This is a genomic window from Rhizobium sp. 01N424, from assembly GCF_056399485.1.
Map to the genome: position 1 here is coordinate 973,260 of NZ_JBFTRK010000002.1, position 22,325 is coordinate 995,584.

Genomic DNA, 22,325 nt, shown 5'->3' on the forward strand with positions numbered 1-22,325 from the left:
GATCACGAGGCGCGGCGGGACGATTGGCGGAGCCCCCGCTGAAACACCTGCTTCATCTCGGCGAACCCGTCAAAGCCAAGATGCTGGGCAAAGCGAACGACGCTTGTCTGCGAGACATTGCAGCGCTCGGCGATCTTCTGGCTGCTTTCGAAAGCGAAAACATCGGGCCGCTCGGCAGCCAGCCGGGCAAGCACTGCCAGCCGCTCCGGCACGTTACGATAGACGGCAGCCCAGAACGTCTTGCTGATGAGAAACTCGTGAACGTCGCTTTCCGCCTTCAGCGATATCGGCTGCATCGTCTCTCTCCTTGAAGGACCCGCCCGCGGAGGCCGGAGCAAATCCGCCCCAGCCCCCACGGGAGGAAGCTCAGACTTTTCCGTCGGGACGGCCGTGAAGCGCCTCGGCGCGATGCCAGTTTTCCAGGATGCGGCCATCCCTGTGCTTCTGCTGCGCCCAGCGGATACCGTTGGAGATGACCTGATGGATGATCTTGTCGTGATAGATGGGATAGGTCTCGTGGCCCGGGCTGAAGAAGAAGATGCGCCCGCGCCCACGCTGCCATGTGCAGCCGCTACGGAACACTTCGCCGCCCGAATACCAGGAGATGAAGACCAGCTCGTCAGGCTGAGGGATATCGAAGGGCTCGCCATACATTTCAGAGGCGTTGACCTCGAAATAGGGCGGCAATCCCTCTGCGATCGGATGCGAAGGATTGATGACCCAGACGCGCTCCAGATCGCCAGCCGGCGACTCGCGCCAGGAGAGATTGGCATTCGTGCCCATCAGGCGGCGGAACAGCTTCGAGTGATGACCGGAATGCAGGATGACGAGGCCCATACCCTTCAGCACCCGCTGCTGGATGCGGTCGATCAACCCGTCGCTGACCTCTTCATGCGCCATGTGGCCCCACCAGAGCAGCACGTCGGTATCCTCAAGCAAAGAATCCGGCAGGCCTTCATCCGGATCATCGAGCGTGCCGCGGCGGATCTCGAAATCGGCGTGCTTGATGCCGGCGGCAATCGCGCCATCGATGCGATCAGGATAGATATCCTGTACTTCCTTGTGCACCTGCTCGTGGCGGCCTTCGTTCCAGATCGTAACCTTGATCGTCATGATATCCTCGAATGTTATGAAGCTTGAGCCGGACGGATGACCCGCCCCGACGCGTCGAAGAGATGGCAGGCAGCCGGATCGGCCGAGAGCGAAACCCGGTCACCGGGCCGGACCGCGACATCGCCATCCGAACGGACGACGATCGGATCCCTGGTCGTGCCAACGGTGATGTAGGTCTCGACGCCGAGACGCTCGACGATCCCCACCTCGGCATTGAAGTTACCCTGCCCATCGGCCGCGATTTTCAGATGCTCGGGCCGAACGCCGAGACGCACCTCGCCCTGGGGAATATCGGCCGCGCCGGACATATCCATCGCCAGGCCGATCGTGCTTTCCAGATGCAGATGTCCGCCCTGCCGCGTCGCGGTCATCGGAATGACGTTCATCTTCGGCGAGCCGATGAAGGTGGCAACGAATTCGTTTTCGGGCTTGTGATAGAGATCCATTGGCGCACCCTGCTGAGCCACGGTTCCCTTGTTCAGCACGACGATCCGGTCAGCCATCGTCATCGCCTCCACCTGATCGTGGGTGACGTAGACGACCGTCGCCTTCAGCTCCCTATGTAGCCGCTGCAGCTCGGCGCGCATCTGCACGCGCAGTGCGGAATCGAGGTTGGAGAGCGGCTCGTCGAACAGGATCAGCGATGGCTTCTTGATGATTGCCCGGCCGATGGCGACACGCTGGCGCTGGCCGCCGGAAAGGGCGGCCGGGCGGCGATTGAGGTAGTCGGTCAGCTGCAGGATCTCGGCAACGCCTTCCACCTGCTTGCGGATCTCCGCTTCCGGCACCTTCTTCAGACTGAGCGAAAAGCCGATATTCTCCGCCACCGTCATATGCGGATAGAGTGCGTAGGACTGGAACACCATGGCGATGCCGCGCTTGTCTGGCGGCACGTCGTTGATGCGCTGGCCGTTGAGGATGAGATCACCGTCATCGATGCCCTCAAGACCGGCGATCATCCGCAGCAATGTGGACTTGCCGCAACCGGAGGGGCCGACGAAGACGGCGAATTCGCCATCATTGACGGTTATGTCGACGCCCTTGATGACTTCGAGCGCACCGTAGAATTTGCGGACGTTCTTCAGATTGATCATTCGGTTTCTCTTTCTTGTCTCAGCCCTTCACACCGCCAGAGAATGTCTGGACGAGGAAGCGCCGCGCGAAGCCGAAGGCAATGACGGCAGGCAGGAGGTAGATGAAGGCTAGGGCAGCGAGCAGGCCGTAATCGATCTCGTTGATGCGCAGGAAGGCGCGGAAGAGACCGAGCGGCAGCGTCTGTAGCTCTGGCGACGATAGGAAGATCAGCGGCAGCAGGAAATCGCCCCAGGCCGACATGAAGGTGAAGAGGCCGGCTGCGGCAAGACCAGGCAGCGCCAGCGGGATCAGCACCCGGCGGATGCGCTGCACCATCGTGGCGCCGTCCATGACGGCCGCCTCTTCATAGTCGCGCGGCAGACCATCAAAGAAGGTCTTCATGATCCACAGCGCCAGCGGCAGCTGCATGGTGGCCAGCACTAGCATGATGCCGAGATAGCCGTCGATGAAGCCTGTCCAGCGCATGATGTCACGCGCATAGCTGCCGAAAATCGGCCGGAGGATCGCGCCTTCGGCATTGTTGAGCGTCAGCAGGAACTTGTAGAGCGGCACGACCAGCGCCGTTGGCGGCAGCACGCGGATCAAGAGGATCGTGTAGAGGAACGGCAGCTTCCACCAGGCACGGGTCCGCGACAACGCATAGCCGCCAAGCCCTGCCAGCACCATGACGATAAAGGTCGCGCCGCCGACAATGAATAGCGAGTTGAACAGCCACCGGCCGCCATCTTCCTTGATGAAGACGCGGGCATAATTCCCAAGGCTCCACTGCTCCGGCCAGCGCAGGAAGAGCTGCGCGTTGCCATCGAGGGAGGCAAGCAGCACCCAGAAGAACGGCACGGCGCAGAAGATCGAGATAACCGACAGCGTGGCATAGGCCATCAGGTCGGAGCGCGTCTTGTTGGCGCTTTCGCTCGGAGAGATCACCGCCATATCAGATCTCCACCTTCATGGCCCGGACATAGCCGATGCCGAGGATCAGCGAGATGATCAATGCGACGACCGCGACCGCAGCGCCGTAACCCAGCTGGAACGCCGTGAAGGATTGGTTGTAGATATAGATGCTGACGAGTTCGGTGGCCCCACCTGGGCCGCCGCGCGTCAGGGCATACACCAGACCGAAGACGGCAATCGTCGAGACGGCGGATATCAGCATGTAGAGCAGGATCGTCGGCATCATCAGCGGCAGCGTGATGCGACGGAACATCTGCGATGGGGTAGCACCATCCATGCGGGCAGCCTCATAGATTTCGTTGGGAATAGTGCTGAGCCCGGCGGTGAGCAGGATCATCGCCGTCGCGATACCGCGCCAAGTGTTGACGATGATGATCATCGCCAGCGGAAAGGTGTTCAGCCAGTCAGCCGGCGCAATGCCGAAGAAGGCGACGATGCGCGACAGCGTCGCATGCTCGCCGCCCGCCAGCATCGAGATCCACATGAAGCCGGCAACGACCTCAGGGGCGGCGTTCGGCAGCAGGATGATCGATGAGAAAATCTGCCGGAAACGGATCTCGCGGCGCAGCGCCATGGCGGATACGAGACCGAGCACGAACTGGCCGATGACGGCCGAGCCGACCACGAAGAAGAAGGTAACGAGCAGCGAATTCCAGAACTTCGCATCATTGAACAGCCGCGCGTAGTTGCGCAGCCCGACGAAGCGTGGCCGCAGCGCAGCAGCACCGGTCAGCGCTTCGTTGGTGAAGCTCAGATAGACCGAGTACAGCGCCGGATAGATGACGAGGGCAAGCAGCAGCACCAGCGACGGCAGCAGGATGATGAGAAGCTGGCGCTCGGCGCGGCGTTCATGAGAGTTTCTGATCATCGAAGCTCACAACCTTATCGAATGAAGCGGAAGACGCGGCAGACCTGCCGCGCCTCCCAATCTTGGGCGGGAGAAAGTACCCAAGCTTATTTCACGGCATCGTCGCCGAGCGTTTCCTTGACGTAGTCGACCAGGATCTTCTGGGCGCCGGCTGCATCGGTTTCCTTGCGCAGCAGCGCTTCGGTGGCGCGGGCAACACCTTCCGAAACGGTGCCGAAGCCAGAAGCCTGCTTGAGGAACACGCCGTTTCCGGCAGCCGCATGGATGGGCACCAATTCCGTGAGCTTCTGGAAGTCGGCATTCGAAGCCGCATCCTTGCTCGCCGGAATATTGCCGATCCGGGCCGCATAGGAGACCTGCGTTTCGACGGAGCCGATTTCCATCAGCGCCTTGATGGCCAGTTCCGCGTTGGCCGACTTGGCATTGACGGCCCACGGAGCAGCGAGGTTGGCGAGCACGTACTGGCCGCCGTTTTGGCCGGGAACCGTCCAGGTGCCGACGATCTTGGTCACGTCAGGGATCGGGTTCTTGCTCTCGCGGCCCCAGTCAAAGATGTAGCACCAGGAGCCGCATGTGGTGGCGGCAAGCTTACCCTGCGGGAACATTTCATACTTCGGCACGACCCACGGCTCGGGGCCGAGCAGCGGCTGAACCGGCATCAGATCGTTGTCGATCAGCTGCTTGTAGACATCGAAGACATCCTTGACGCCTTCGCCGTTGAGATCGAACTTGCCATCGGCATCGACGATCTGCGGCGTCTTCGAGCCGACGATCAGATGCTGGAAGCCCTCGTCGAACGCGCCGCCGCCCCAGGCCACGCCGGCCGGGAAGAGCAGGCCATAGGCGCCGGTCTTCTTCTTGATCTCGGCTGCACGGTCGAGCAGGTCCTTCCAGTCCTTCGGCTGTTTGGTCGAAATACCGGCCTTATCGAGCACATCCTTGCGATAGTAGATTTCCTGGATACCCAGCATGAAGGGCATCACATAGGTTTCGCCATCGGGGCTGACGGCCAGCTGCTTGGCCACATCGTAGAGGCCGTTATAGCCTTCCCACGCCTTGAATTCCTTGGTGACAGGAGCGAGGTAACCGGCTTCCACCATATCGGCGACGGCAGATGCGGTCGGAATGGAGAACAGGTCGGGCGCATTGCCTGCGCCGAGCTCGGTCAGCAGCTTCGTCAGATAATCCTTGTCCGGCGCCGGGTATTCGACAACCTCGACCGTCACACCGTATTTCTTCTCGATGCGCTCGACCGTCGACTTCATGGCGTCGATACCCGACTGGCCATGGTTCGCAATCCGGATCGTTTCAGCATGAGCCAGCGTCGATACTGCGCTGAGCAATATGGCGCAAAGGCCACCGATAACCGTCTTCTTCAACGGAAGTCCTCCCTCTTGTTCACAATGGCGCCCTCCAGCACCTGCCGAAAATGTACACGCATTCCCATGTCTGACAAGATGATTTTGCAATCGTTTCCAATTCAAAATTTAAGCTGTTGTTTTTATATGATTATTTATAGCTTGCAACAAATACATCGTTTGTGTAATCGTTTGCACAATTGCATTCGGGAGGATTTTACATGGTACAGAAACTGCGCCTCGGCGTGATTGGCGCCGGGCTGAAGGCGGCCGAATATGCCCATAGCTGGGCCAAGATGCCGGAGATCGAATTTGCCGCGCTTGCCGACACCATCCCGGGTTCGCGCCAGCGGCTGATCGACGTCTGCAAGGAAGCCGGCGCACCCGAACCGGAAGCCTTTGAAGACTATCGCGAGATGCTGGCGAAGCGCCGCGACGCGCTGGATATCATCTATATCTCCACCCCGCATGCCTTCCATGGCGAGCAGGCCGTCGCCGTCGCCGAGGCAGGGCTCGACCTTTTCCTGGAAAAACCGATGGTCACCACCGTCCCCGAAGCTGAACGGCTGATCGCTGCGCAGAAGAAGACAGGAGTCACCATCGTCACTGCCTTTCAGGGAGGCCTCTCGCCACTGGTGCTCGACACCCGCAAGCGGGCGCTGTCAGGCGAGTTCGGCGACCTGATCGCCATATCGGGCATGATCTGGGAAAGCTGGGCCGCCAATTATGAAGGCCACTGGAAGCAGCAGCCGGAAATCTCCGGCGGCGGCTTCATGTTCGATACCGGCGCTCACATGATGAACACCGTCTGCCTGCTTGCCAATTCGGACTTCGAGAGCGTTTCCGCCTACATGCACAATCACAGCCGCAAGGTGGATATCGCCACAGCCGTTTCCGCACGGCTGAAGAACGGCGCGCTGGCGACACTGACGGCAGCCGGCGAAGGCCCTCCCGGCTGCGCCTCCTACATCACCTTCTTCTATTCCAAGGCGATCGTGCGCATCGACGCCTGGGGCGGCTGGCGCGAGATCAGCTTCGGCCGGACCAGCGAGCCACGCGAAGAAGCCGAGATTCTCGGCAATCCCATGAAGAACTTCCTCGCCATCCGCGCCGGAAGCATGGAAAACTCCGGCTCCGTTGAAATGGGCTTGCGATTCGCTAGGCTCTGGGACGCAATCAAGGAATCGGCGGCGGCGGAGGGAGTGCCCGTCAGGATCGCCGTCTAAGCAATTCCGGAAGCAAAACTGCGCAGCGGTTTTGCTTCCGGAATTGCGTGACAACAGAGGTAGACCCGCTCCGCGATACGGAGAAGAGCGGAATGGGTCTGGACGGGGTGGAAGCAGCATGAGCAGGAAACGCATCACATCCAAGGAGCTGGCGAAGCTCGCCGGCGTGTCCTCGGCGACGATCTCGCGCGCCTTCTCACCCGATTCCCGCATCGGCAGCGCCACGCGCGACCGCATCCTCGCTGTCGCCCGGGAACACGGCTACCAGCCGAACGCCATCGCCCGTTCGCTGAACAATCAGCGCTCCCGCCTCGTTGCCCTGGTGGTCAACGCCATCGGCAACCCTTGCGAGGCGGAAGAGCAGCAACTGCTCGTTCATCGCCTGCAGGCACGCCAGCTTCTGCCGATCATTCTCTGCTGTGCCGATCATTCCGACCGGCTGCAGCTTATGCGGCTGGCCTCGACCTATCAGGTCGATCACGTCGTCGTCTTCTCCGACATGGTGTCGATGCAGGATGCCGTCGATATCTTCCATACGACGAAACCGATCATCGTCTCCTTCGAGCCGCTGGAGAACGAGAATGTCTCCAGCATCCGTATCGATGGCGCCGTCGGCGCTGCCGAGATCATCGACAAGATCGTCAAGGACGGCAAGAAGCGCTTCGCCTATCTCTCCGGCACCAAGTCCAGCTGGATCGACAAGCTGCGCCGCAAATGGTTTGCCGACGGTCTCGCCAAGCACGGCTTGGCTTTTGAGGCAGAGGCCTTTGGCGACTATTCCTACGATTCCGGCTTCAAGGAAGCCGTCATGCTGCTGCACCGCTCGAAGGTGGATGCGATCATTTGCGGCAACGACGTGATGGCGATCGGTGCGCGCGACGCGGCCCGGCGCGTCCTCGGCAAGCAGACGCCCGGCGATATTGCCATCGTCGGCCAGGACGGCATCGCCATGGCCGCCTGGGACTGCAACGACCTGACGACGCTGAGCCTTGACCATGCCGCTTTCATGGATGCCGTGGTCGAGGTGATCGAACGCCACGAGCAGGATATCGAAGGCCCGCACAACATCACGCTTGCCTGCACGCCCCGCTGGGGCTCCACCGCGTAAGGCGGCGCTTTTCATTGCATCGAGGAGGAATTTCCATGACCATGATTTCACGCGCGCGCGCCTCGCGCCGCATCATTGCCCGCGCCTGCAGCAAGGAAGCCTGATATGCGTTCCGTCGTCTCCTTCAATGAATCCTGGAGCTTCCACGAGGGCTTCGGCCAGCGCCTGCTCGACGCCTTCGACGGCAGCACGACCGTCAGCCTGCCGCATACGGCCGTCGAACTGCCGTTCAATTATTTCGATGAGAACAGCTATCAGCGGCCGTTCACCTATCAGAAGCTGCTGCGCTGGATGCCCGAATTCGAGGGCCGCGAAGTCTCTATCGTCTTCGACGGCGCCATGGCCGACAACGTCGTCTACCTGAACGGCGAAGAGATCATTGCCCACAAGGATGGCTACACGCCTTTCGAGGCCCGGCTGACAGGCAAGCTGATCAAGGGCGACAACCTGATCACCGTCAAGATAGACGGCAGCGAGAACCCTGCCATCCCGCCGTTCGGAGGCCGTATCGATTACCTCACCTATGCCGGCATCTACCGCGAAGTTTGGCTGAAGGTCACGGGCGCGGTCTCGCTCAGCAACATCAAGATCGAGACGCAGAACGCCCTTGCCGAAACGAAGTCGGCGACAGTTCATTGCAAGCTCTCCAATCCGCAGGACGCGACGTTCCTCGGTACGATATCCGGCACGATCCGCGATGCCTCCGGCATTGTCATCGCCACGGCAACGGCTGAGACCACAGGCGAGGACGTGACGCTCGGCTTCAGCGATCTGAGCGGCATCGCGCTCTGGGATATCGCTAATCCGGCGCTTTACGAACTGACCGTCGACCTCAAGACCAGCCATGGGTCGGATCGCCTCACCTCGAATTTCGGCTTCCGCACCGCCGAGTTCACGCCCGAAGGTTTCCTGTTGAACGGCAAGCCGCTGAAGCTGCGCGGCCTCAACCGTCACCAGGCTTATCCCTATGTCGGCTATGCCGCCGGACGTTCGGCGCAGGAGCTCGACGCGACCATCATGAAGACGGTGCTGAAGTGCAACATCGTCCGCACCTCGCACTACCCGCAATCCAAGTGGTTCCTCGACCGATGCGACCGCTTGGGACTGCTGGTTTTCGAGGAAATCCCCGGCTGGCAGCATATCGGCGACCTCGAATGGCAGAAAGAGTCGATCGAAAACGTCCGCCGCATGATCGAGCGCGATTGGAACCACCCCTCGATCATCATCTGGGGCGTGCGCATCAACGAGTCGCTCGACAGCCACGACTTCTACGCCGAGACCAACCGTCTCGCCCGCGAGCTCGACCCGACCCGTCAGACCGGCGGCGTTCGCTACCTCACGGAAAGCGAGCTGCTGGAAGACGTCTACACGATGAACGACTTCATCCTCGGCAACGAGGAACTGCCGGGCGCCAACCGCCCGCGCACGGCACTTCGCCCGCAGCAGGAAAATACCGGCCTCGCCCACAAGGTGCCGTACCTGATCACCGAGTATAACGGCCACATGCATCCGACCAAGATGCACGACCCCGAACAGCGCCAGGCCGAACACGTCCGCCGCCATCTGGAAGTGCTGAACGCCGCCTATGGCGATCCTGACATCTCGGGCGCGATCGGCTGGTGCATGTTCGACTACAACACGCACAAGGATTTCGGCTCCGGCGACCGCATCTGCTACCACGGCGTCATGGACATGTTCCGTGAACCGAAATTCGCGGCCTACGTCTATGCCAGCCAGTGCGAGCCTTCAGATGAAGTCATCATGAAGCCGGTGACCTTCTGGGCGCGCGGCGAGCGCAGCATCGGCGGCGTGCTGCCGCTGATCATCCTCACCAATTGCGACGAAGTCGAATTGAAATACGGAACGCTGGCCAAGCGGATCGGCCCCGACCGCGAGAACTATCCGCATCTGCCGCACCCCCCTGTCGTTCTCGACCACCGGCACTTCACCGCTGATGAGCTCGGCACCTGGGGTCTGGAATGGATTGACGGCGAGTTCACCGGCTTCATCGATGGCGAGCCGGTCGCGCATCTGACGCTGGCGGCGGATCCGCTGCCTGCAAGGCTGCAGCTCGCACCTGATGCGATCGCTCTGAAGGCCCGGGAGCGCGACAGCACCCGCGTCATAATCCGCGCACTCGACCAGCGCGATCAGTGCCTGCCATTCATGGACGACAGCGTCACGCTGCGCGTCGAAGGACCGGCGAAGATCGTCGGCCCGGGCAGCGTGCCGCTGCAGGGCGGCACGGCTGGTTTCTGGCTGGAAGCAACGGGACTGACAGGCACGATCACCGTGGAAGCGACCTCAAGCCGCTTCCCGTCTGTCAGTTTCACCGTAACCGCACAGTGACGGATCAGGCGATCCGCAGCTGGCTCTGCGGGTCGAAGAACACCGCCTTGTCGAGATTGAAGGCAAGGCGGGTGTTCGTGCCCGCCTCGATGCCGGCATCGGCGCCGAGACGCGCGACGACGGATTTGCCGCCGAGCTTGGTGACGGCGAATGTATCCGCACCCGCGGGCTCGACAACTTCGATCATGCAATCACCGTGCGACACCGACTTCGCCTTGCGATCGACGCCATCGAGATCGGTCAGCGCTTCCGGGCGGATGCCGAAGATCACCGGCTTGCCATTGTAGCTCGTCAGGCTGTTGTTGCCTGCTGGCACCGGCAGCTTCAGCGGCTCGGCATTCGGACGGTCGAGCGAGACCTGCAGACCGCCGGCACCGTTTTCGACGGTCGCGTTCAGCAGGTTCATTGCCGGCGACCCCATGAAGTCGGCGACGAAGACGTTGGCAGGGCTGTTGTAGATTTCGGCAGGTGTGCCGAACTGCTGTAACACGCCATCGCGCAGAACGGCGATCTTGGTTGCCAGCGTCATGGCCTCGATCTGGTCATGCGTCACGTAAACGATCGTCGTGCCCATGCGCTGGTGCAGGCGCTTGATTTCCGTGCGCATGTCGACGCGCAGCTTGGCATCCAGGTTGGAGAGCGGCTCGTCGAACAGGAAGACCTGCGGGTTGCGCACCAACGCACGGCCCATGGCGACGCGCTGGCGCTGGCCGCCGGAAAGCTGGCTCGGCTTACGATCCAGTAGATGGCCGATCTGCAGCATCTCGGAAACCTGCTTGATCGCCTTCTCGCGCTCTTCCTTCGGCACGCCACGGATTTCCATGCCGAAGGCGATGTTTCCCGCCACCGTCATGTTCGGATAGAGCGCGTAGCTCTGGAACACCATGGCGATATCGCGCTTCGACGGATGCAGGTCGTTGATCGCTCGGCCGTTGACGCGGATTTCGCCTTCGGTGATCGTCTCAAGACCGGCAATGGTGTTGAGCAGCGTGGACTTGCCGCAGCCGGACGGGCCGACAAGCACGAGGAAGCCGCCCTCTTCGAGCTCGAGATCGATCCCCTTGAGGATATCGACAGCGCCGAAGCGCTTCTTGAGACCGGAAATTTCAAGGAAAGCCATGGATTATCCTTTGACGGCGCCCGCCATGAGACCGCGCACGAAATAGCGGCCGGCGAGAATGTAAACGAAGAGCGTCGGCACGGCGGCGATCATCGCCGCGGCCATGTTGACATTGTATTCGACCACGCCGGTCGAGGTGTTGACGACGTTGTTCAGCGCCACCGTCATCGGCATCGATTCACCGGTGCCCGCGTAAGCCGAGGCAAACAGGAAGTCGTTCCAGATGTTGGTGAACTGGTAGATGACGGTCACCACGATGATCGGCAGCGAGTTCGGCAGCATGATCCGGCGGAAGATCTGAAAGAAGCTGGCTCCGTCGACCTGAGCGGCACGCACCAACTCGGTCGGGAAGGCTTCATAGAAGTTCCGGAAGAACAGCGTGGTGAAGCCGAGACCATAGACGACGTGGACGAAAACCAGATTGACCGTCGGGTTGCCGAAGCCGAAGTTCATACCCGTCGCATTCTGCAGCGTCATGCCGAACCGGCCGAACATGCCGAGAATGGTTGCCATCGGCAGCAGCACCGACTGGAACGGAATGAAGCAGGCAAACAGCATCAGGCCGAAAACCAGCGTATGACCCGGGAAGCGCCACTTCGTCAGCACGTAGCCGTTCAGCGCGCCGAGCACCGTGGAGATAGCCACGGCCGGTACGACCATCTTGATCGAGTTCCAAAAGTAGCCCTTGATCCCGGCGCAGGTCAGGCCGACGCAAGTCTCTCCCCAGGCCTTGAACCAGGGATCGAGCGTCGGCGATTGCGGTAGCGACAGCATGTTGCCGTTCTGGATCTCGTCCATCGTCTTGAACGAGGTGACAAGCATCACGAAGAGCGGCATCAGATAGAGGACCGCGAAGATGATCAGCAAGCCATAGATTGCCGTGCGGCCGATCCAGCGGCTGTTATTGCCGCTCGAAACGGCGGGAGAGATGACGCTGCTCATCGGGATTTCTCCCTCAGTTCGGAATAGAGATAGGGAACGATGATCGCCGAGATCGTCATCAGCATGATGATCGCGCTGGCCGAGCCGACCGCCATCTCGTTCCGCTTGAACGTGTACTCATACATGAAGTTCGATGGCAGCCAGGCGGAACCGCCAGGGCCGCCCGAGGTCAGCGCGACCACCAGGTCGTAGGACTTGATCGCCATGTGGGCGAGCACGATGAAGGCGGACAGGAATACCGGGCGCAGCATGGGAATGATGATGCGGCGGTAGAGCTGCAGCGTCGAAGCGCCGTCGATCTGTGCCGCCTTGACGATCTCGCCGTCGATGCCGCGCAGACCCGCTAGGAACATGGCCATGACGAAGCCGGACGCCTGCCAGACGCCGGCGATGACGACGGTATAGATCACGAAATCCTTGTTCTTGATCCAGTCGAAATGGAAGCTCGTCCAGCCGAACTGGTGCAGCGTCTGCTCCAGGCCGAGGCCCGGATCGAGGAACCACTTCCAGGCGACGCCGGTGACGATGAAGGACAGCGCCATCGGATAGAGGAAGATCGGGCGCAACACCCCCTCGCCACGGATCTTCTGGTCGAGCAGGATCGCCAGCAGCAGACCGAGCCCCAAGCAGATACCGATATAGAGGAAGCCGAAGATCCCCATGTTGGTGATCGACGTGTACCAGGACGACGGCGGATCGCTCTCGAACGTCCAGCGCCAGAGGCGCTGATAGGCGCGCGGCCCTGTCAGTGCGTAGGACGGAAAGGTCTTGGAATTGGTGAAGGAAAGATACGCCGTCCAGACGATGAAGCCATAGACGAAAACGATCGTGATCAGGAAGCTCGGCGCCAGCACGATTTTCGGCAGGGCATCCTGCAACCGGCCGCGAATGGACGCGCGGGTCGAAGGACTGGAGGTCAGGACCGGATCGGTGGTCGCAACAGTGCTCATGAAATCAATCTCCTCCCTGCAGCATACCCGCAGGGCGCAAAGGCCTCCCCGCACTGCGCGGGGAGGCCGGATGTCGAACAGGTATTAGCGAGCGTCGTCGATCGCCTGGACGAGCTGGGTCACAGCTTCGTCGGAGGTCTTGATCTGGCCGTGAACGAACTTGGAAACGACGTCCTTATAGGCGTTGGCGATGGCCGGAGGCGCACCGTAACCCTGAGCCAGCGAGCCGAACAGCGTGCCTCCATCGTTTGCCTTCTTCAGGTCGGCGATGCCCTTCTTGCCGCAAGCGTCGAAGGCCGTATCCGGAACGTCGGTACGGGCCGGAACCGAACCCTTGACGACGTTGAATGCCGACTGGAAGCTCTTCGACAACGTTGCCGTTGCGAGCGCCACCTGAGCGGCCTTGCGGTCTTCAGGAACGTTGAACATGCCGAACATGTCGGAGTTGTAGATCACGCTGCCATCGGTGCCCGGGAAGCGGTAGCACAGGAAGTCCTTATCCGGGGTCTTCTTGGCAGCGACGAATTCGCCCTTCGCCCAGTCGCCCATGACCTGAACCAGAGCGTCACCCTTGATGACCATTGCGGTTGCCAGGTTCCAGTCGCGGCCCGAGAAGTTCGGGTCGACATACTTGATGATCTTGGCGAGGTTGTCGAAAGACTTCTTCATCGTGTCGGACTTCAGAGAGTCTTCGTCGAGATCGTTGAAGGCCTTCTTGTAGAATTCAGGACCACCGGTCGACAGGACGATCGAGTCGAACATCGTGGCTTCCTGCCAGTTCTGACCGCCGAGAGCGAGCGGGATGACGCCAGCTGCCTTGGCCTTGTCGAGAAGCGCGATCAGGTCGTCGAAGGTCTTTGGCTCGGTGCCGCCGATCTTGTCCATGACGGCCTTGGTGATCCACAGCCAGTTGACGGAGTGAACGTTAACAGGGGCAGCGACCCACTTGCCGTCGTAAACGGAGAACTTCTGGAGAGCCGCCGGAACCGACTTGTCCCAGCCTTCCTTCTTCGCGGTCTCGGTCAGGTCGCCCATGACGCCTGCCTGAGCATAGTCGAGAACGGTGTAGCCCAGCATCTGCGATGCGGTCGGGTAGGTACCGGCAGCAACCATCGCCTTCAGCGCGGTCATTGCAGCATCACCACCACCACCAGCAACCGGCACATCCTTCCAGGCGTAACCTTCCTTGGAAAGGTCGCCCTTCAAGACGTTGAGAGCAGCAGCTTCACCGCCCGAAGTCCACCAGTGCAGCATCTGCACTTCCTTGACGTCGGCCGCATGGGCGCCGAACGCAGCCATCATCACGGCAGCAGCAGCCACCGAGCCCAAAAACTTGCGCATAGTCTTCCTCCCGTTTGCAAGTCGGCAGCGAAAGCCTTTTCCGCCACCCTGATGCTTCCCACTCGCCGAGTGAGCAAACATGCCGCCGCCTCCCGGCTGCGGTTGACAATTTAAAACGATATAAATTACGCGGCGTCAAGTCTTTCTCGACTTCCGAGAAAAAAGATTATTAATGACCCAAACTACTGAAATTACTATATAATGCGTATTATCGCGCTGAAGTCGCAAAAATTTAAAACGTTTTCATAACTTTATTGCTTGCAATGCATCTGCCCGTTATGTTGATTGCCGCAGCCCAGGAAGGCCAAGTTGACCGATCCGATGAAGCCGCCCCGCGGCGAAAACCAAGACAATCTTCTGAGACGTGGCAAGCCGACGCTGCGCACGATCGCCAACCTGACCGGTTTGGCGGTGACGACGGTGTCGCGCGCGCTCAGCGACGCACCGCAAATCTCGCTGGAAACCCGCGAACGGGTGCACAAGATCGCCCGCGAAATCGGCTATCTCCCGGATCGCGCGGCGCAGCGCCTGAAGACCGGCCGCACCAATGTCATCAGCATCCTGCTCGACTCGCACCAGGAAGTCGTCGGCTTTGGCACCTCGATCATGTACGGCATTGCCAAGGCTCTGAAAGAGACCTCTTACCATCTGGTCGTGGCGCCGAACTTCCTCTCGACCACCGAGCTCGAGGCTGCCGAATACATCGTCCGCAACAGCTTCGCCGATGGCGTCATCTTTACCCGCACCGAACCCTTCGATGCCCGCGTCCGGATGCTGATCGAGACCGGCTTTCCATTCGTCAGCCACGGCCGCACCGAATTTTCGACGCAGCATCCCTATGTCGATTACGACAATTATGCCTTCGCCTATGAGGCGACGCGCCGCTTGATCACCAAGGGACGCAAGAAGGTCACCCTTCTGCTGCCACCACGGCGGCTGACATTTTACCAGCACCTGCTGCACGGCTTCATGACCGCCGTCCGCGAGGCGGGCGCCAGCTATGAGATCTCCGAGGAGATCACGCTCGATTCCCCGGCAAGCGCCATCCGCGACTATGTCCGCACGCGCGCTGCCGCCCCCGATGCCCCGGATGGCTTTATCTGTCCGGGCGAGGTGTCAGCGCTTGCGACCATCACCGGCATGAGCGACGCCGGGCTTCAACTGGCCGAGGACTACGATATCGTCGCCAAGGAGCATTCGCGCCTGCTGACCCAGCTGCAGCCAAAGGTCGAGACGATCTACGAAGACCTCGTTGCCGCCGGCGAATTGCTCGGCCGGATGCTGATCGAGCGCATCAACGACCCGGAAGCAGCAGGCAACCGCCAGCTCATCCAGACGCCACAGATCGTGTTTCCGCCCTTGTGAGCGCTGCCGACGGCTCGATCTCCGCAAGCAGCGGTAGATGATCGGACGCGCGGCGTGCCAGCGGATCGGCGATCGCCGTCACCCGCCTGACACCAAGTCCTTCCGAGACGAAGACATGGTCGATCCGCAGCACCGGAAGTCGCGACGGATAGGTCGGCCGCGGCTTACCACCGGCCAGAAGCTGGGCGTCTCGAAACTGCCGGGCAAGCGTCCGGTATGCGGGCGATAGCGGAATGGCGTTGAGATCACCGCAGATGATCGACGGCGCAGCCTGAAATGCCGACGACCCGATCCAGTCGCTGCCGAGCAACGCCGCTATTTGCTGCGCCCTGTCCACGCCTCTGAGACCAAGATGCGTGTTTAGAACGTTGAGGGTCAGGCCGTTGACATCGACCTGCACCCAGATCGCCCCGCGGGTCTCGCCGACCGAAGGCAGCGGCCCTGCCCGCATCAGCCTGGTCGGTAGCGCCGTCAGGATGGCGTCGCCATACTTCTCCTCCTCGACATGCAAAGCCGGATGGAAATGCGACTCCATCTTCAAAAGGCCCGCGATGAGATGCGCCTGATCGACGCCTCCCGTCCGCTTGCGGCCAACGTCCAGCTCCTGCAGCGCAATGATATCGGCGCCCGACTGGGCGATGACATCGGCAACCCTGTGCGGATCGATTCGCCGGTCGATACCGACGCAGCTATGCACGTTGTAGGTCAGGATCCTGATCGATCGGCCGCCCTGCAGAGGTGAAATACCGGAGAATGTGTTCATGCTGGGGGAACCCGCATTCCGCTTGTTTCGTTCCATAAACTGGAAACTGCAACGCAAGACGGAAAACTCATGCAGGGCAAACGCCTCATCATCAATGCCACCCTCATTCTCGGCCTGCTGCTGGCCGCCTACCTTCTCTACAGGGTCTTCAGCCGCTACTCGCTGGACGAGGTGATGCAGTCGATCGCGGCGATCCCGGTGTCCAGGCTCGCCGCCGGGACGGGCTTTGCGGCACTCTCCTATCTCTGCCTTACCGGCTTCGACTGGATGGGCCTGCGCTATGCCGGTAAACCGCTGAGCTACCCGAAGGCGGCGATCGCCTCCTTTACCGGCCTTTCGATCGGCCACAACCTTGGCATCGCCGCCCTGAGCAGCGGCGCAGTCCGTTACCGCTACTACGCCCGCTGGGGACTGAACACCGAGGAAGTCGCCAAGGTGATCCTCTTCTGCGGCGTCACCGTCGGCATCGGCCTCTCGGCCCTCGCCGGTATCGCGCTTCTCGTCAATCCCGGCGATGCAGCCAATCTGTTGCACCTCAGCTCGTCCGGCTTGTTCTTTCTCGGCCTCGCGTGCTTGGGCATTCCCGCGGTCTACGTTCTTCTGGCTGCCACCGTTCGCGCGCCGCTCAAACTGTGGAAATGGCAGTTCCAGATGCCGGAGGTTAAGCTGGCCGCCGGGCAGGTGGTGATCGGAACGCTGAACTTCATCTGCGTTTCCGCCTGTCTGCATCAGATGCTGGCGGCGCAGGGCGAAGCCAGCTTCGTGCAGACGGCAACCGCCTTCGTGCTCGCCAATATCGCCATTCTCCTCACCCATGTTCCGGGCGGGCTGGGCGTGCTGGAGGCAACCGTCAGCCACGTTCTTCCGGGCGCCGCATCGATCGGCGCACTTGTGGCCTTCAGAGTGATCTATTTCATTCTACCCCTGCTGATCGGCCTGCCGGTCTTCGCAATCAGCGAAATCGTCATCCGGAAGCGGAAAACGGCAAGCTCAGAAAAACACGCTGACCAGACGGCCGACGCGCAGGCGCAACCGCTGTAACGGCCAGTACGGCCTGCGCGGATCGACGATCCCTGTCCCCGGCAGCGGGCTCGTTCCGCCATGGGCAATATCAACGGCGAATTCCCGCAACCCGCGTGGGCCACGATTCAGCGCCTTTATAGTATCTAGCACCGATCGCTTTTCACTCTCCATCCGCCGCACCTCTTCGGGCTGCGCATCGAGATGCTCAGCCATCAGCCGGTGGCGAAGCGCGGTGATCGCCTGGCGGTGACCATCAGTCTCCGCCTCGATCGCCAGATCGCATTCCGTATCCAAGCCCTCGGAGCGGTTGTTCAGGTTCGACGAGCCGATGCGGATAAATGCATCATCGACAATCATCAGCTTGGAGTGGATGACGATTTCCTGCTCGCCGCCCTTCTCGTCAGGCACCACGGCATACATGACACGCAGCCGGTCATAACGGTCGATCCGCTTTAGCCGGCGGATCAGCCGATCGCGATTGTTGCCCATCGTCAGTTTCTCGATGAAGCCGTGCGAGCTGCGGGTAACGAGAACCGCGATTTCAGGACCTTCGATCTCCTTCAGCCGCTTGGCGATCTCGCGCGCCACACCGAAGGAGGCCAGATATTGGGTTTCGATATAGATATGCTTGCGCGCCGCCCGGATCGCATCCCGCGTCAGCCGGAAAGCTTCGTAATGCCCGCGCTTGCCGATCAGCCCGGGTTCGGTCAACGCGATCGCGGCCGTCGCATTGGTCATTTCTGCCGGGACGGCCAACGGCCATTCGGTATCGCTTGCAGCGGCGGGCTCTATCCGCTCGCCGGTCGCCTTCCGCCACCTGCGGCGGGCGACATCGCCGATCAGGCCTGCGGCCTCACCTGACACCATCGACTGCATGTCATGAACGGGTTCATAGGGCGTTCCGTCAGGCGCCTTGCGCAGCGGATTGCCGATCCGGTGATCCGGCTCGTCCCAGCGCCGTGCCGTGAGGTCGATGCCGCCCAGGAAACCCAGGCTGTCGTCGATCGAAACCAGTTTCTGGTGATGACAACCGCGCAGCGGATGGCGCAGATCGAAACGCATGGTGATCTGCGGATGAGACGAGAACCCGCTCTCGCGGAAGAGCCGCAGCGACTTGCCCGAATAGATCGGCCCCATGCCCCAGACCAGGATCCGGATTTGCAAGCCCGGATGCTCATCGGCAAGCGACAGCAGCAATTCCCCGAGCGTTTCGGAACTCTGCTTTGGCCGGAGACGGATATCCGGATTGAAATCCCAGCCGACGATCCAGATCGTCCGGCGGGCTTTCCTGAGTGCCTGATCAAGTGCCGAGAAATAGGCGGATCCATCCACCAGAAACGCCACTTTCTCGGCTTTGCCGGCACGCCAGGCATTGCGGCCGGTGCGAATGATGCCACCCGGGATGGCCGTCACTGCGGCCTTCATCGTGCGCCGGGCCGCTCCGGCAATCAGATCGATCGCATTTGCCGTCTTGCGGCTATCGCCGGCTGCTTGAAAATCCATCATCCTGTGCCGGTGCCCCACGCTTTTTCGATGCGTGCCTCAACGTGCGAAACGCCGCCACAGTTCCCGTACACCGAACAAAAATTATGGCTCTACAGGGCCTTGCCGCCGTGCCGTGGCGATCGGGCCCTTGCCGAGCCGATGCATTTCCCGCATGCCTTGGATAAATCAGGGAGGATGCCGCATGCGAAACTACTCAGCCTGCATCGAATGGCTGTTTGCCGAACCGGGCGACGAATTCTCAAGCCGCATCGATAGCGCCGCAGAGGCCGGTCTGCATTTCATCGAATTCTGGCGCTGGACCGACAAGGATCTCGACGCCATCGAACGCAAACTGAAGAGCACCGGCCTCAAGGTTTCGAGCCTCGTTGCCGAACCGATGATCCCGCTGACAGACATTGCCAATCGCGAAGTTTGGCTCGAAGGCCTGAAGCAGTCCGTCGCGGTCGCAAGGCGGCTCGGCGCCCCGGTGCTGATTGCGCAAGCCGGAGACGACCTGCCCGGATTATCGCGCGACGAGCAGCGTGCCGCGCTGACAGACACACTTCGCGCCGCCGCCGATATCCTGAAAGGCACGGGCGTCCGCCTCGGCGTCGAGCCGCTCAACACGCGCATCGACCATATCGGCTATTTCCTAAGCTCGACGAAGGAAGCACTCGATATCGTCGATGACGTCGACCGGCCGGAAATTGGCATCGTCTACGACATCTACCATTCCGCAGTGATGGACGAGAAAACCGAAGATGTCATCGGCGGGCGCGTCTCCCGCGTCGTCCACCTCCACATTGCCGACCACCCCGGCCGCAACGATCCCGGCACAGGAACGATCGACCTCAAGCATCGACTCGATTGGCTCTACGCGAAAGGCTATGAGGGTGTCGTGGGAATGGAGTACCGGCCCGTAAAATCCGGTCGCGACGGCGTCACGGCAGCAATCGAATCGCTTGGCGGCTGAACAGCAGCGGCCTATCGATCGCTGCCGGCCTCCATACTCCATGGGCTCTCCGCCACCAGCTTTTGCAGCCAGCTGCGAAACGAGACCAGCGGCGGGTAGTTTGCGCGCGACTGTGGCCAGGCGAGCCAGTAGGTTCCGGTGCCGGTTACCGACGGTTTCAGCAGCGGAAGAAGCCGCCCTTGCTGGATTTCATCCCTGGCCAGATAGTCGGGCAGCAGCGCCACGCCTAGTCCGGCGATCGCCGCTTGGGTCATCGTCGCGAACTGATCGAAAAGCATGCCGGTGACGTTTTTCGGTTTGATCCCTTGCGCTTCAAACCAGATCGCCCAGGCCTTCGACCGCGTTTCGAGCTGCAGCAGCGGCAGGTCCAGCACGTCGCCCGCATCGTTGACAGGCTTGTCTCTCAGCAGCGCCGGTGAGATGCAAGCCGTCAGGCGCTCCTCGAAGAGCTCGAGATGATCGGCGTCGCGCCAATCGGCGGCGCCAAAATGGATTGCCGCGTCGAACCCTTCGGCCGCGAAATTGAAGCGCTTCAGGCGGGTCGCCAGGCTGACATTGATCCCGGGATGGTCCTTGAGGAAATCTCCGAGCCGCGGCGCCAGCCATCGCGTGCCGAAGGCGGGCAGGATGGCGAGGGTCAGCGTGCCGCCGCCGGGATTGGCGGAAAATTCCATGCTGCCGCGCTGGATGAGATCGAGTGCCCGGCTGATATCGCGGCCATAGGCCTGCGCCGCCTCGGTCGGCACCAGCCGCTGCCTGTACCTGTCGAAAAGCGGGCGGCCGAGCTGCTGTTCCAGCGTCTGGATCAGCCGGCTGACCGTGCTTTGCGTCAGGTTGAGCTCGCGCGCGGCCGCTGCCGTGGAGCCATTGCGCAGCACCGCCTCGAAGGCCGAGAGATGGCTGCTATGAGGAAGAAATCGCCTCTGGCGCATCGGCAACCTATGCATGGCATGCATAAACTCATTCGCAAATACAGTTTCCATAGACATCAGGCAATCGATAGACGCATAATTCCCGATGAAACCCATGTCTTTGCCGTGAGGATCGCTTGTCAAACTCTGCCAACACAGTTTCCAAACCATCGTCGAGCGCATTCGCCTGGGATGACCCTTTCCTGCTGGACGAGCAACTGAGCGAAGACGAGCGGATGATCCGTGATTCCGCAGCCGCCTTCGCCAAGGCCGAGCTGCTGCCACGCGTCCAGGAAGCCTATATGGAAGAAGAGACCGATGTTGGCCTCTTCAAGCTGATGGGCCAGACCGGCCTGCTCGGCGTCACGCTGCCGGAAGAATATGGCGCTGCCAACGCCTCCTACGTCGCCTACGGCCTTGTCGCCCGCGAGATCGAGCGCATCGATAGCGGCTACCGCTCGATGATGAGCGTCCAGTCCTCGCTGGTCATCTACCCGATCTATGCCTACGGCTCCGACGCACAGAAGAGGAAATATCTACCGGGCCTCGTTTCCGGCGAGCTGATCGGCTGTTTCGGTCTGACCGAGCCGGATGCCGGCTCCGATCCGGGCGGCATGAAGACCCGTGCCGAGAAGATCGAGGGCGGTTATCGCCTGCGCGGCTCGAAGATGTGGATCTCCAACGCGCCGATCGCCGACGTCTTCGTCGTCTGGGCAAAGTCCGAAGCCCACAAAAATGAGATCCGCGGCTTCGTGCTTGAAAAGGGCATGAAGGGCCTCTCAGCCCCAAAAATCGGCGGCAAGCTGTCTTTGCGCGCCTCAATCACCGGCGAGATCGTCATGGATGGCGTCGAAGTGGGCGAAGACGCGATCCTGCCCGGAGTCTCGGGTCTCAAAGGCCCCTTCGGCTGTCTCAACCGCGCCCGCTACGGCATTTCCTGGGGTGTGATGGGTGCGGCCGAAGACTGCTGGTTCCGCGCCCGTCAATACGGCCTCGACCGCAAGCAGTTCGGCAAGCCGCTCGCCGGCATGCAGCTGTACCAGAAGAAGCTCGCCGACATGCAGACCGAGATCGCCCTCGGCTTGCAGGGATCTCTGCGCGTCGGCCAGCTGATGGACCAGCACAAGATGGCGCCGGAGATGATCTCTATCGTCAAGCGCAACAATTGCGGCAAGGCGCTGGATATTGCCCGCCAGGCCCGCGACATGCACGGCGGCAACGGTATCCAGATCGAATTCCACGTCATGCGCCATTCTCAGAACCTGGAAACGGTCAACACCTACGAGGGCACGCATGACGTCCACGCTTTGATCCTGGGCCGGGCGCAGACCGGCATCCAGGCGTTCTTCTAGGGAATAGAGTTGAACGCAAAATACCCGCTTAA

The 22,325-nt window shown here is 61.1% G+C and carries 20 protein-coding genes; 7 read left to right on the top strand and 13 right to left on the bottom strand.

Annotated elements, in window-relative coordinates; translation table 11 throughout:
• Nucleotides 1-2 precede the first annotated feature (2 nt).
• The 6 genes from AC1DNK_RS10435 to AC1DNK_RS10460 all read right to left on the bottom strand — a co-directional run bounded on the left by AC1DNK_RS10435 (nt 3) and on the right by AC1DNK_RS10460 (nt 5,406).
• Nucleotides 3-296, bottom strand: coding sequence for a MurR/RpiR family transcriptional regulator (locus AC1DNK_RS10435; RefSeq protein WP_477940852.1), 294 nt, complete (start codon nt 294-296; stop codon nt 3-5).
• Nucleotides 297-366: 70 nt separating this feature from the next.
• The gene (locus AC1DNK_RS10440) at nt 367-1,113 is read right to left on the bottom strand and encodes a ThuA domain-containing protein (protein WP_477940854.1); all 747 of its coding nucleotides are present in this window, start codon (nt 1,111-1,113) and stop codon (nt 367-369) included.
• A 14-nt stretch (nt 1,114-1,127) separates the two neighbouring features.
• On the bottom strand, nt 1,128-2,207 hold the full coding sequence (locus AC1DNK_RS10445; protein WP_477940856.1) for an ABC transporter ATP-binding protein: 1,080 nt from the start codon (nt 2,205-2,207) through the stop codon (nt 1,128-1,130).
• A gap of 19 nt (nt 2,208-2,226) precedes the next feature.
• Nucleotides 2,227-3,138, bottom strand: coding sequence for a carbohydrate ABC transporter permease (locus AC1DNK_RS10450; protein ID WP_477940858.1), 912 nt, complete (start codon nt 3,136-3,138; stop codon nt 2,227-2,229).
• Nucleotide 3,139: 1 nt separating this feature from the next.
• Nucleotides 3,140-4,027, bottom strand: coding sequence for a carbohydrate ABC transporter permease (locus tag AC1DNK_RS10455; protein WP_477940861.1), 888 nt, complete (start codon nt 4,025-4,027; stop codon nt 3,140-3,142).
• An 86-nt stretch (nt 4,028-4,113) separates the two neighbouring features.
• Complete coding sequence (locus AC1DNK_RS10460; RefSeq protein WP_477940863.1) at nt 4,114-5,406, bottom strand: ABC transporter substrate-binding protein; 1,293 nt, start codon at nt 5,404-5,406, stop codon at nt 4,114-4,116.
• A gap of 200 nt (nt 5,407-5,606) precedes the next feature.
• Between AC1DNK_RS10460 and AC1DNK_RS10465 the strand changes: the two genes are divergently transcribed.
• The 3 genes from AC1DNK_RS10465 (at nt 5,607) to AC1DNK_RS10475 (ending at nt 10,068) form a co-directional block, all read left to right on the top strand.
• Complete coding sequence (locus AC1DNK_RS10465; protein WP_477940865.1) at nt 5,607-6,611, top strand: Gfo/Idh/MocA family protein; 1,005 nt, start codon at nt 5,607-5,609, stop codon at nt 6,609-6,611.
• Between the two features lie 118 nt (nt 6,612-6,729).
• Entirely contained in the window at nt 6,730-7,719 is a 990-nt protein-coding gene (locus AC1DNK_RS10470; RefSeq protein WP_477940867.1) for a LacI family DNA-binding transcriptional regulator, read from the top strand.
• A gap of 105 nt (nt 7,720-7,824) precedes the next feature.
• On the top strand, nt 7,825-10,068 hold the full coding sequence (locus AC1DNK_RS10475; RefSeq protein WP_477940869.1) for a glycoside hydrolase family 2 protein: 2,244 nt from the start codon (nt 7,825-7,827) through the stop codon (nt 10,066-10,068).
• 4 nt (nt 10,069-10,072) lie between these two features.
• On the opposite strand, the gene AC1DNK_RS10480 is transcribed toward AC1DNK_RS10475, so the two are convergent.
• From AC1DNK_RS10480 to AC1DNK_RS10495, 4 genes are all read right to left on the bottom strand, one after another.
• Nucleotides 10,073-11,188, bottom strand: a complete 1,116-nt coding sequence (locus AC1DNK_RS10480) for an ABC transporter ATP-binding protein (RefSeq protein WP_477940871.1) — start codon at nt 11,186-11,188, stop codon at nt 10,073-10,075.
• A 3-nt stretch (nt 11,189-11,191) separates the two neighbouring features.
• A complete protein-coding gene (locus AC1DNK_RS10485; RefSeq protein ID WP_477940872.1) occupies nt 11,192-12,130 on the bottom strand; it encodes a carbohydrate ABC transporter permease in 939 nt (312 codons plus the stop codon).
• Nucleotides 12,127-13,080, bottom strand: coding sequence for a carbohydrate ABC transporter permease (locus tag AC1DNK_RS10490; RefSeq protein WP_477940874.1), 954 nt, complete (start codon nt 13,078-13,080; stop codon nt 12,127-12,129). The genes AC1DNK_RS10485 and AC1DNK_RS10490 overlap by 4 nt, the downstream gene beginning before the upstream one ends.
• 84 nt (nt 13,081-13,164) lie before the next feature.
• Nucleotides 13,165-14,421 carry an ABC transporter substrate-binding protein gene (locus AC1DNK_RS10495; RefSeq protein WP_477940877.1) on the bottom strand — a complete coding sequence of 419 codons (1,257 nt, stop codon included), beginning with the start codon at nt 14,419-14,421 and terminating at the stop codon, nt 13,165-13,167.
• 309 nt (nt 14,422-14,730) lie between these two features.
• Here AC1DNK_RS10495 and AC1DNK_RS10500 point away from each other — a divergent pair, with 309 nt between their 5' ends.
• Nucleotides 14,731-15,786 (top strand): LacI family transcriptional regulator, encoded by a 1,056-nt coding sequence (locus tag AC1DNK_RS10500; RefSeq protein WP_112385691.1) that lies wholly within the window; start codon nt 14,731-14,733, stop codon nt 15,784-15,786.
• Here the strand turns inward: AC1DNK_RS10500 and AC1DNK_RS10505 are convergent.
• A complete protein-coding gene (locus AC1DNK_RS10505; RefSeq protein WP_477940879.1) occupies nt 15,749-16,549 on the bottom strand; it encodes an endonuclease/exonuclease/phosphatase family protein in 801 nt (266 codons plus the stop codon). The genes AC1DNK_RS10500 and AC1DNK_RS10505 overlap by 38 nt on opposite strands.
• Before the next feature lie 69 nt (nt 16,550-16,618).
• Between AC1DNK_RS10505 and AC1DNK_RS10510 the strand changes: the two genes are divergently transcribed.
• A complete protein-coding gene (locus AC1DNK_RS10510; protein ID WP_477940880.1) occupies nt 16,619-17,590 on the top strand; it encodes a lysylphosphatidylglycerol synthase domain-containing protein in 972 nt (323 codons plus the stop codon).
• Here the strand turns inward: AC1DNK_RS10510 and AC1DNK_RS10515 are convergent.
• On the bottom strand, nt 17,540-19,078 hold the full coding sequence (locus AC1DNK_RS10515; protein WP_477940882.1) for a phospholipase D-like domain-containing protein: 1,539 nt from the start codon (nt 19,076-19,078) through the stop codon (nt 17,540-17,542). The genes AC1DNK_RS10510 and AC1DNK_RS10515 overlap by 51 nt on opposite strands.
• Before the next feature lie 181 nt (nt 19,079-19,259).
• Here AC1DNK_RS10515 and AC1DNK_RS10520 point away from each other — a divergent pair, with 181 nt between their 5' ends.
• On the top strand, nt 19,260-20,030 hold the full coding sequence (locus AC1DNK_RS10520; RefSeq protein WP_477940883.1) for a TIM barrel protein: 771 nt from the start codon (nt 19,260-19,262) through the stop codon (nt 20,028-20,030).
• 11 nt (nt 20,031-20,041) lie between these two features.
• Here the strand turns inward: AC1DNK_RS10520 and AC1DNK_RS10525 are convergent, their stop codons facing one another.
• Entirely contained in the window at nt 20,042-20,962 is a 921-nt protein-coding gene (locus tag AC1DNK_RS10525) for a LysR family transcriptional regulator (RefSeq protein WP_477940885.1), read from the bottom strand.
• A 116-nt stretch (nt 20,963-21,078) separates the two neighbouring features.
• Between AC1DNK_RS10525 and AC1DNK_RS10530 the strand changes: the two genes are divergently transcribed.
• Nucleotides 21,079-22,293, top strand: coding sequence for an acyl-CoA dehydrogenase (locus AC1DNK_RS10530; RefSeq protein ID WP_477940887.1), 1,215 nt, complete (start codon nt 21,079-21,081; stop codon nt 22,291-22,293).
• The last annotated feature ends 32 nt before the right edge of the window (nt 22,294-22,325 follow it).

Bases quoted from the DNA above. Each gene is read 5' to 3' on its own strand.
- AC1DNK_RS10435 (WP_477940852.1), bottom strand. From the start codon at position 296: ATGCAGCCGATATCGCTGAAGGCGGAAAGCGACGTTCACGAGTTTCTC.
- AC1DNK_RS10440 (WP_477940854.1), bottom strand. From the start codon at position 1,113: ATGACGATCAAGGTTACGATCTGGAACGAAGGCCGCCACGAGCAGGTG.
- AC1DNK_RS10445 (WP_477940856.1), bottom strand. From the start codon at position 2,207: ATGATCAATCTGAAGAACGTCCGCAAATTCTACGGTGCGCTCGAAGTC.
- AC1DNK_RS10450 (WP_477940858.1), bottom strand. From the start codon at position 3,138: ATGGCGGTGATCTCTCCGAGCGAAAGCGCCAACAAGACGCGCTCCGAC.
- AC1DNK_RS10455 (WP_477940861.1), bottom strand. From the start codon at position 4,027: ATGATCAGAAACTCTCATGAACGCCGCGCCGAGCGCCAGCTTCTCATC.
- AC1DNK_RS10465 (WP_477940865.1), top strand. From the start codon at position 5,607: ATGGTACAGAAACTGCGCCTCGGCGTGATTGGCGCCGGGCTGAAGGCG.
- AC1DNK_RS10470 (WP_477940867.1), top strand. From the start codon at position 6,730: ATGAGCAGGAAACGCATCACATCCAAGGAGCTGGCGAAGCTCGCCGGC.
- AC1DNK_RS10475 (WP_477940869.1), top strand. From the start codon at position 7,825: ATGCGTTCCGTCGTCTCCTTCAATGAATCCTGGAGCTTCCACGAGGGC.
- AC1DNK_RS10480 (WP_477940871.1), bottom strand. From the start codon at position 11,188: ATGGCTTTCCTTGAAATTTCCGGTCTCAAGAAGCGCTTCGGCGCTGTC.
- AC1DNK_RS10485 (WP_477940872.1), bottom strand. From the start codon at position 12,130: ATGAGCAGCGTCATCTCTCCCGCCGTTTCGAGCGGCAATAACAGCCGC.
- AC1DNK_RS10490 (WP_477940874.1), bottom strand. From the start codon at position 13,080: ATGAGCACTGTTGCGACCACCGATCCGGTCCTGACCTCCAGTCCTTCG.
- AC1DNK_RS10495 (WP_477940877.1), bottom strand. From the start codon at position 14,421: ATGCGCAAGTTTTTGGGCTCGGTGGCTGCTGCTGCCGTGATGATGGCT.
- AC1DNK_RS10505 (WP_477940879.1), bottom strand. From the start codon at position 16,549: ATGAACACATTCTCCGGTATTTCACCTCTGCAGGGCGGCCGATCGATC.
- AC1DNK_RS10510 (WP_477940880.1), top strand. From the start codon at position 16,619: ATGCAGGGCAAACGCCTCATCATCAATGCCACCCTCATTCTCGGCCTG.
- AC1DNK_RS10515 (WP_477940882.1), bottom strand. From the start codon at position 19,078: ATGATGGATTTTCAAGCAGCCGGCGATAGCCGCAAGACGGCAAATGCG.
- AC1DNK_RS10520 (WP_477940883.1), top strand. From the start codon at position 19,260: ATGCGAAACTACTCAGCCTGCATCGAATGGCTGTTTGCCGAACCGGGC.
- AC1DNK_RS10525 (WP_477940885.1), bottom strand. From the start codon at position 20,962: ATGCGCCAGAGGCGATTTCTTCCTCATAGCAGCCATCTCTCGGCCTTC.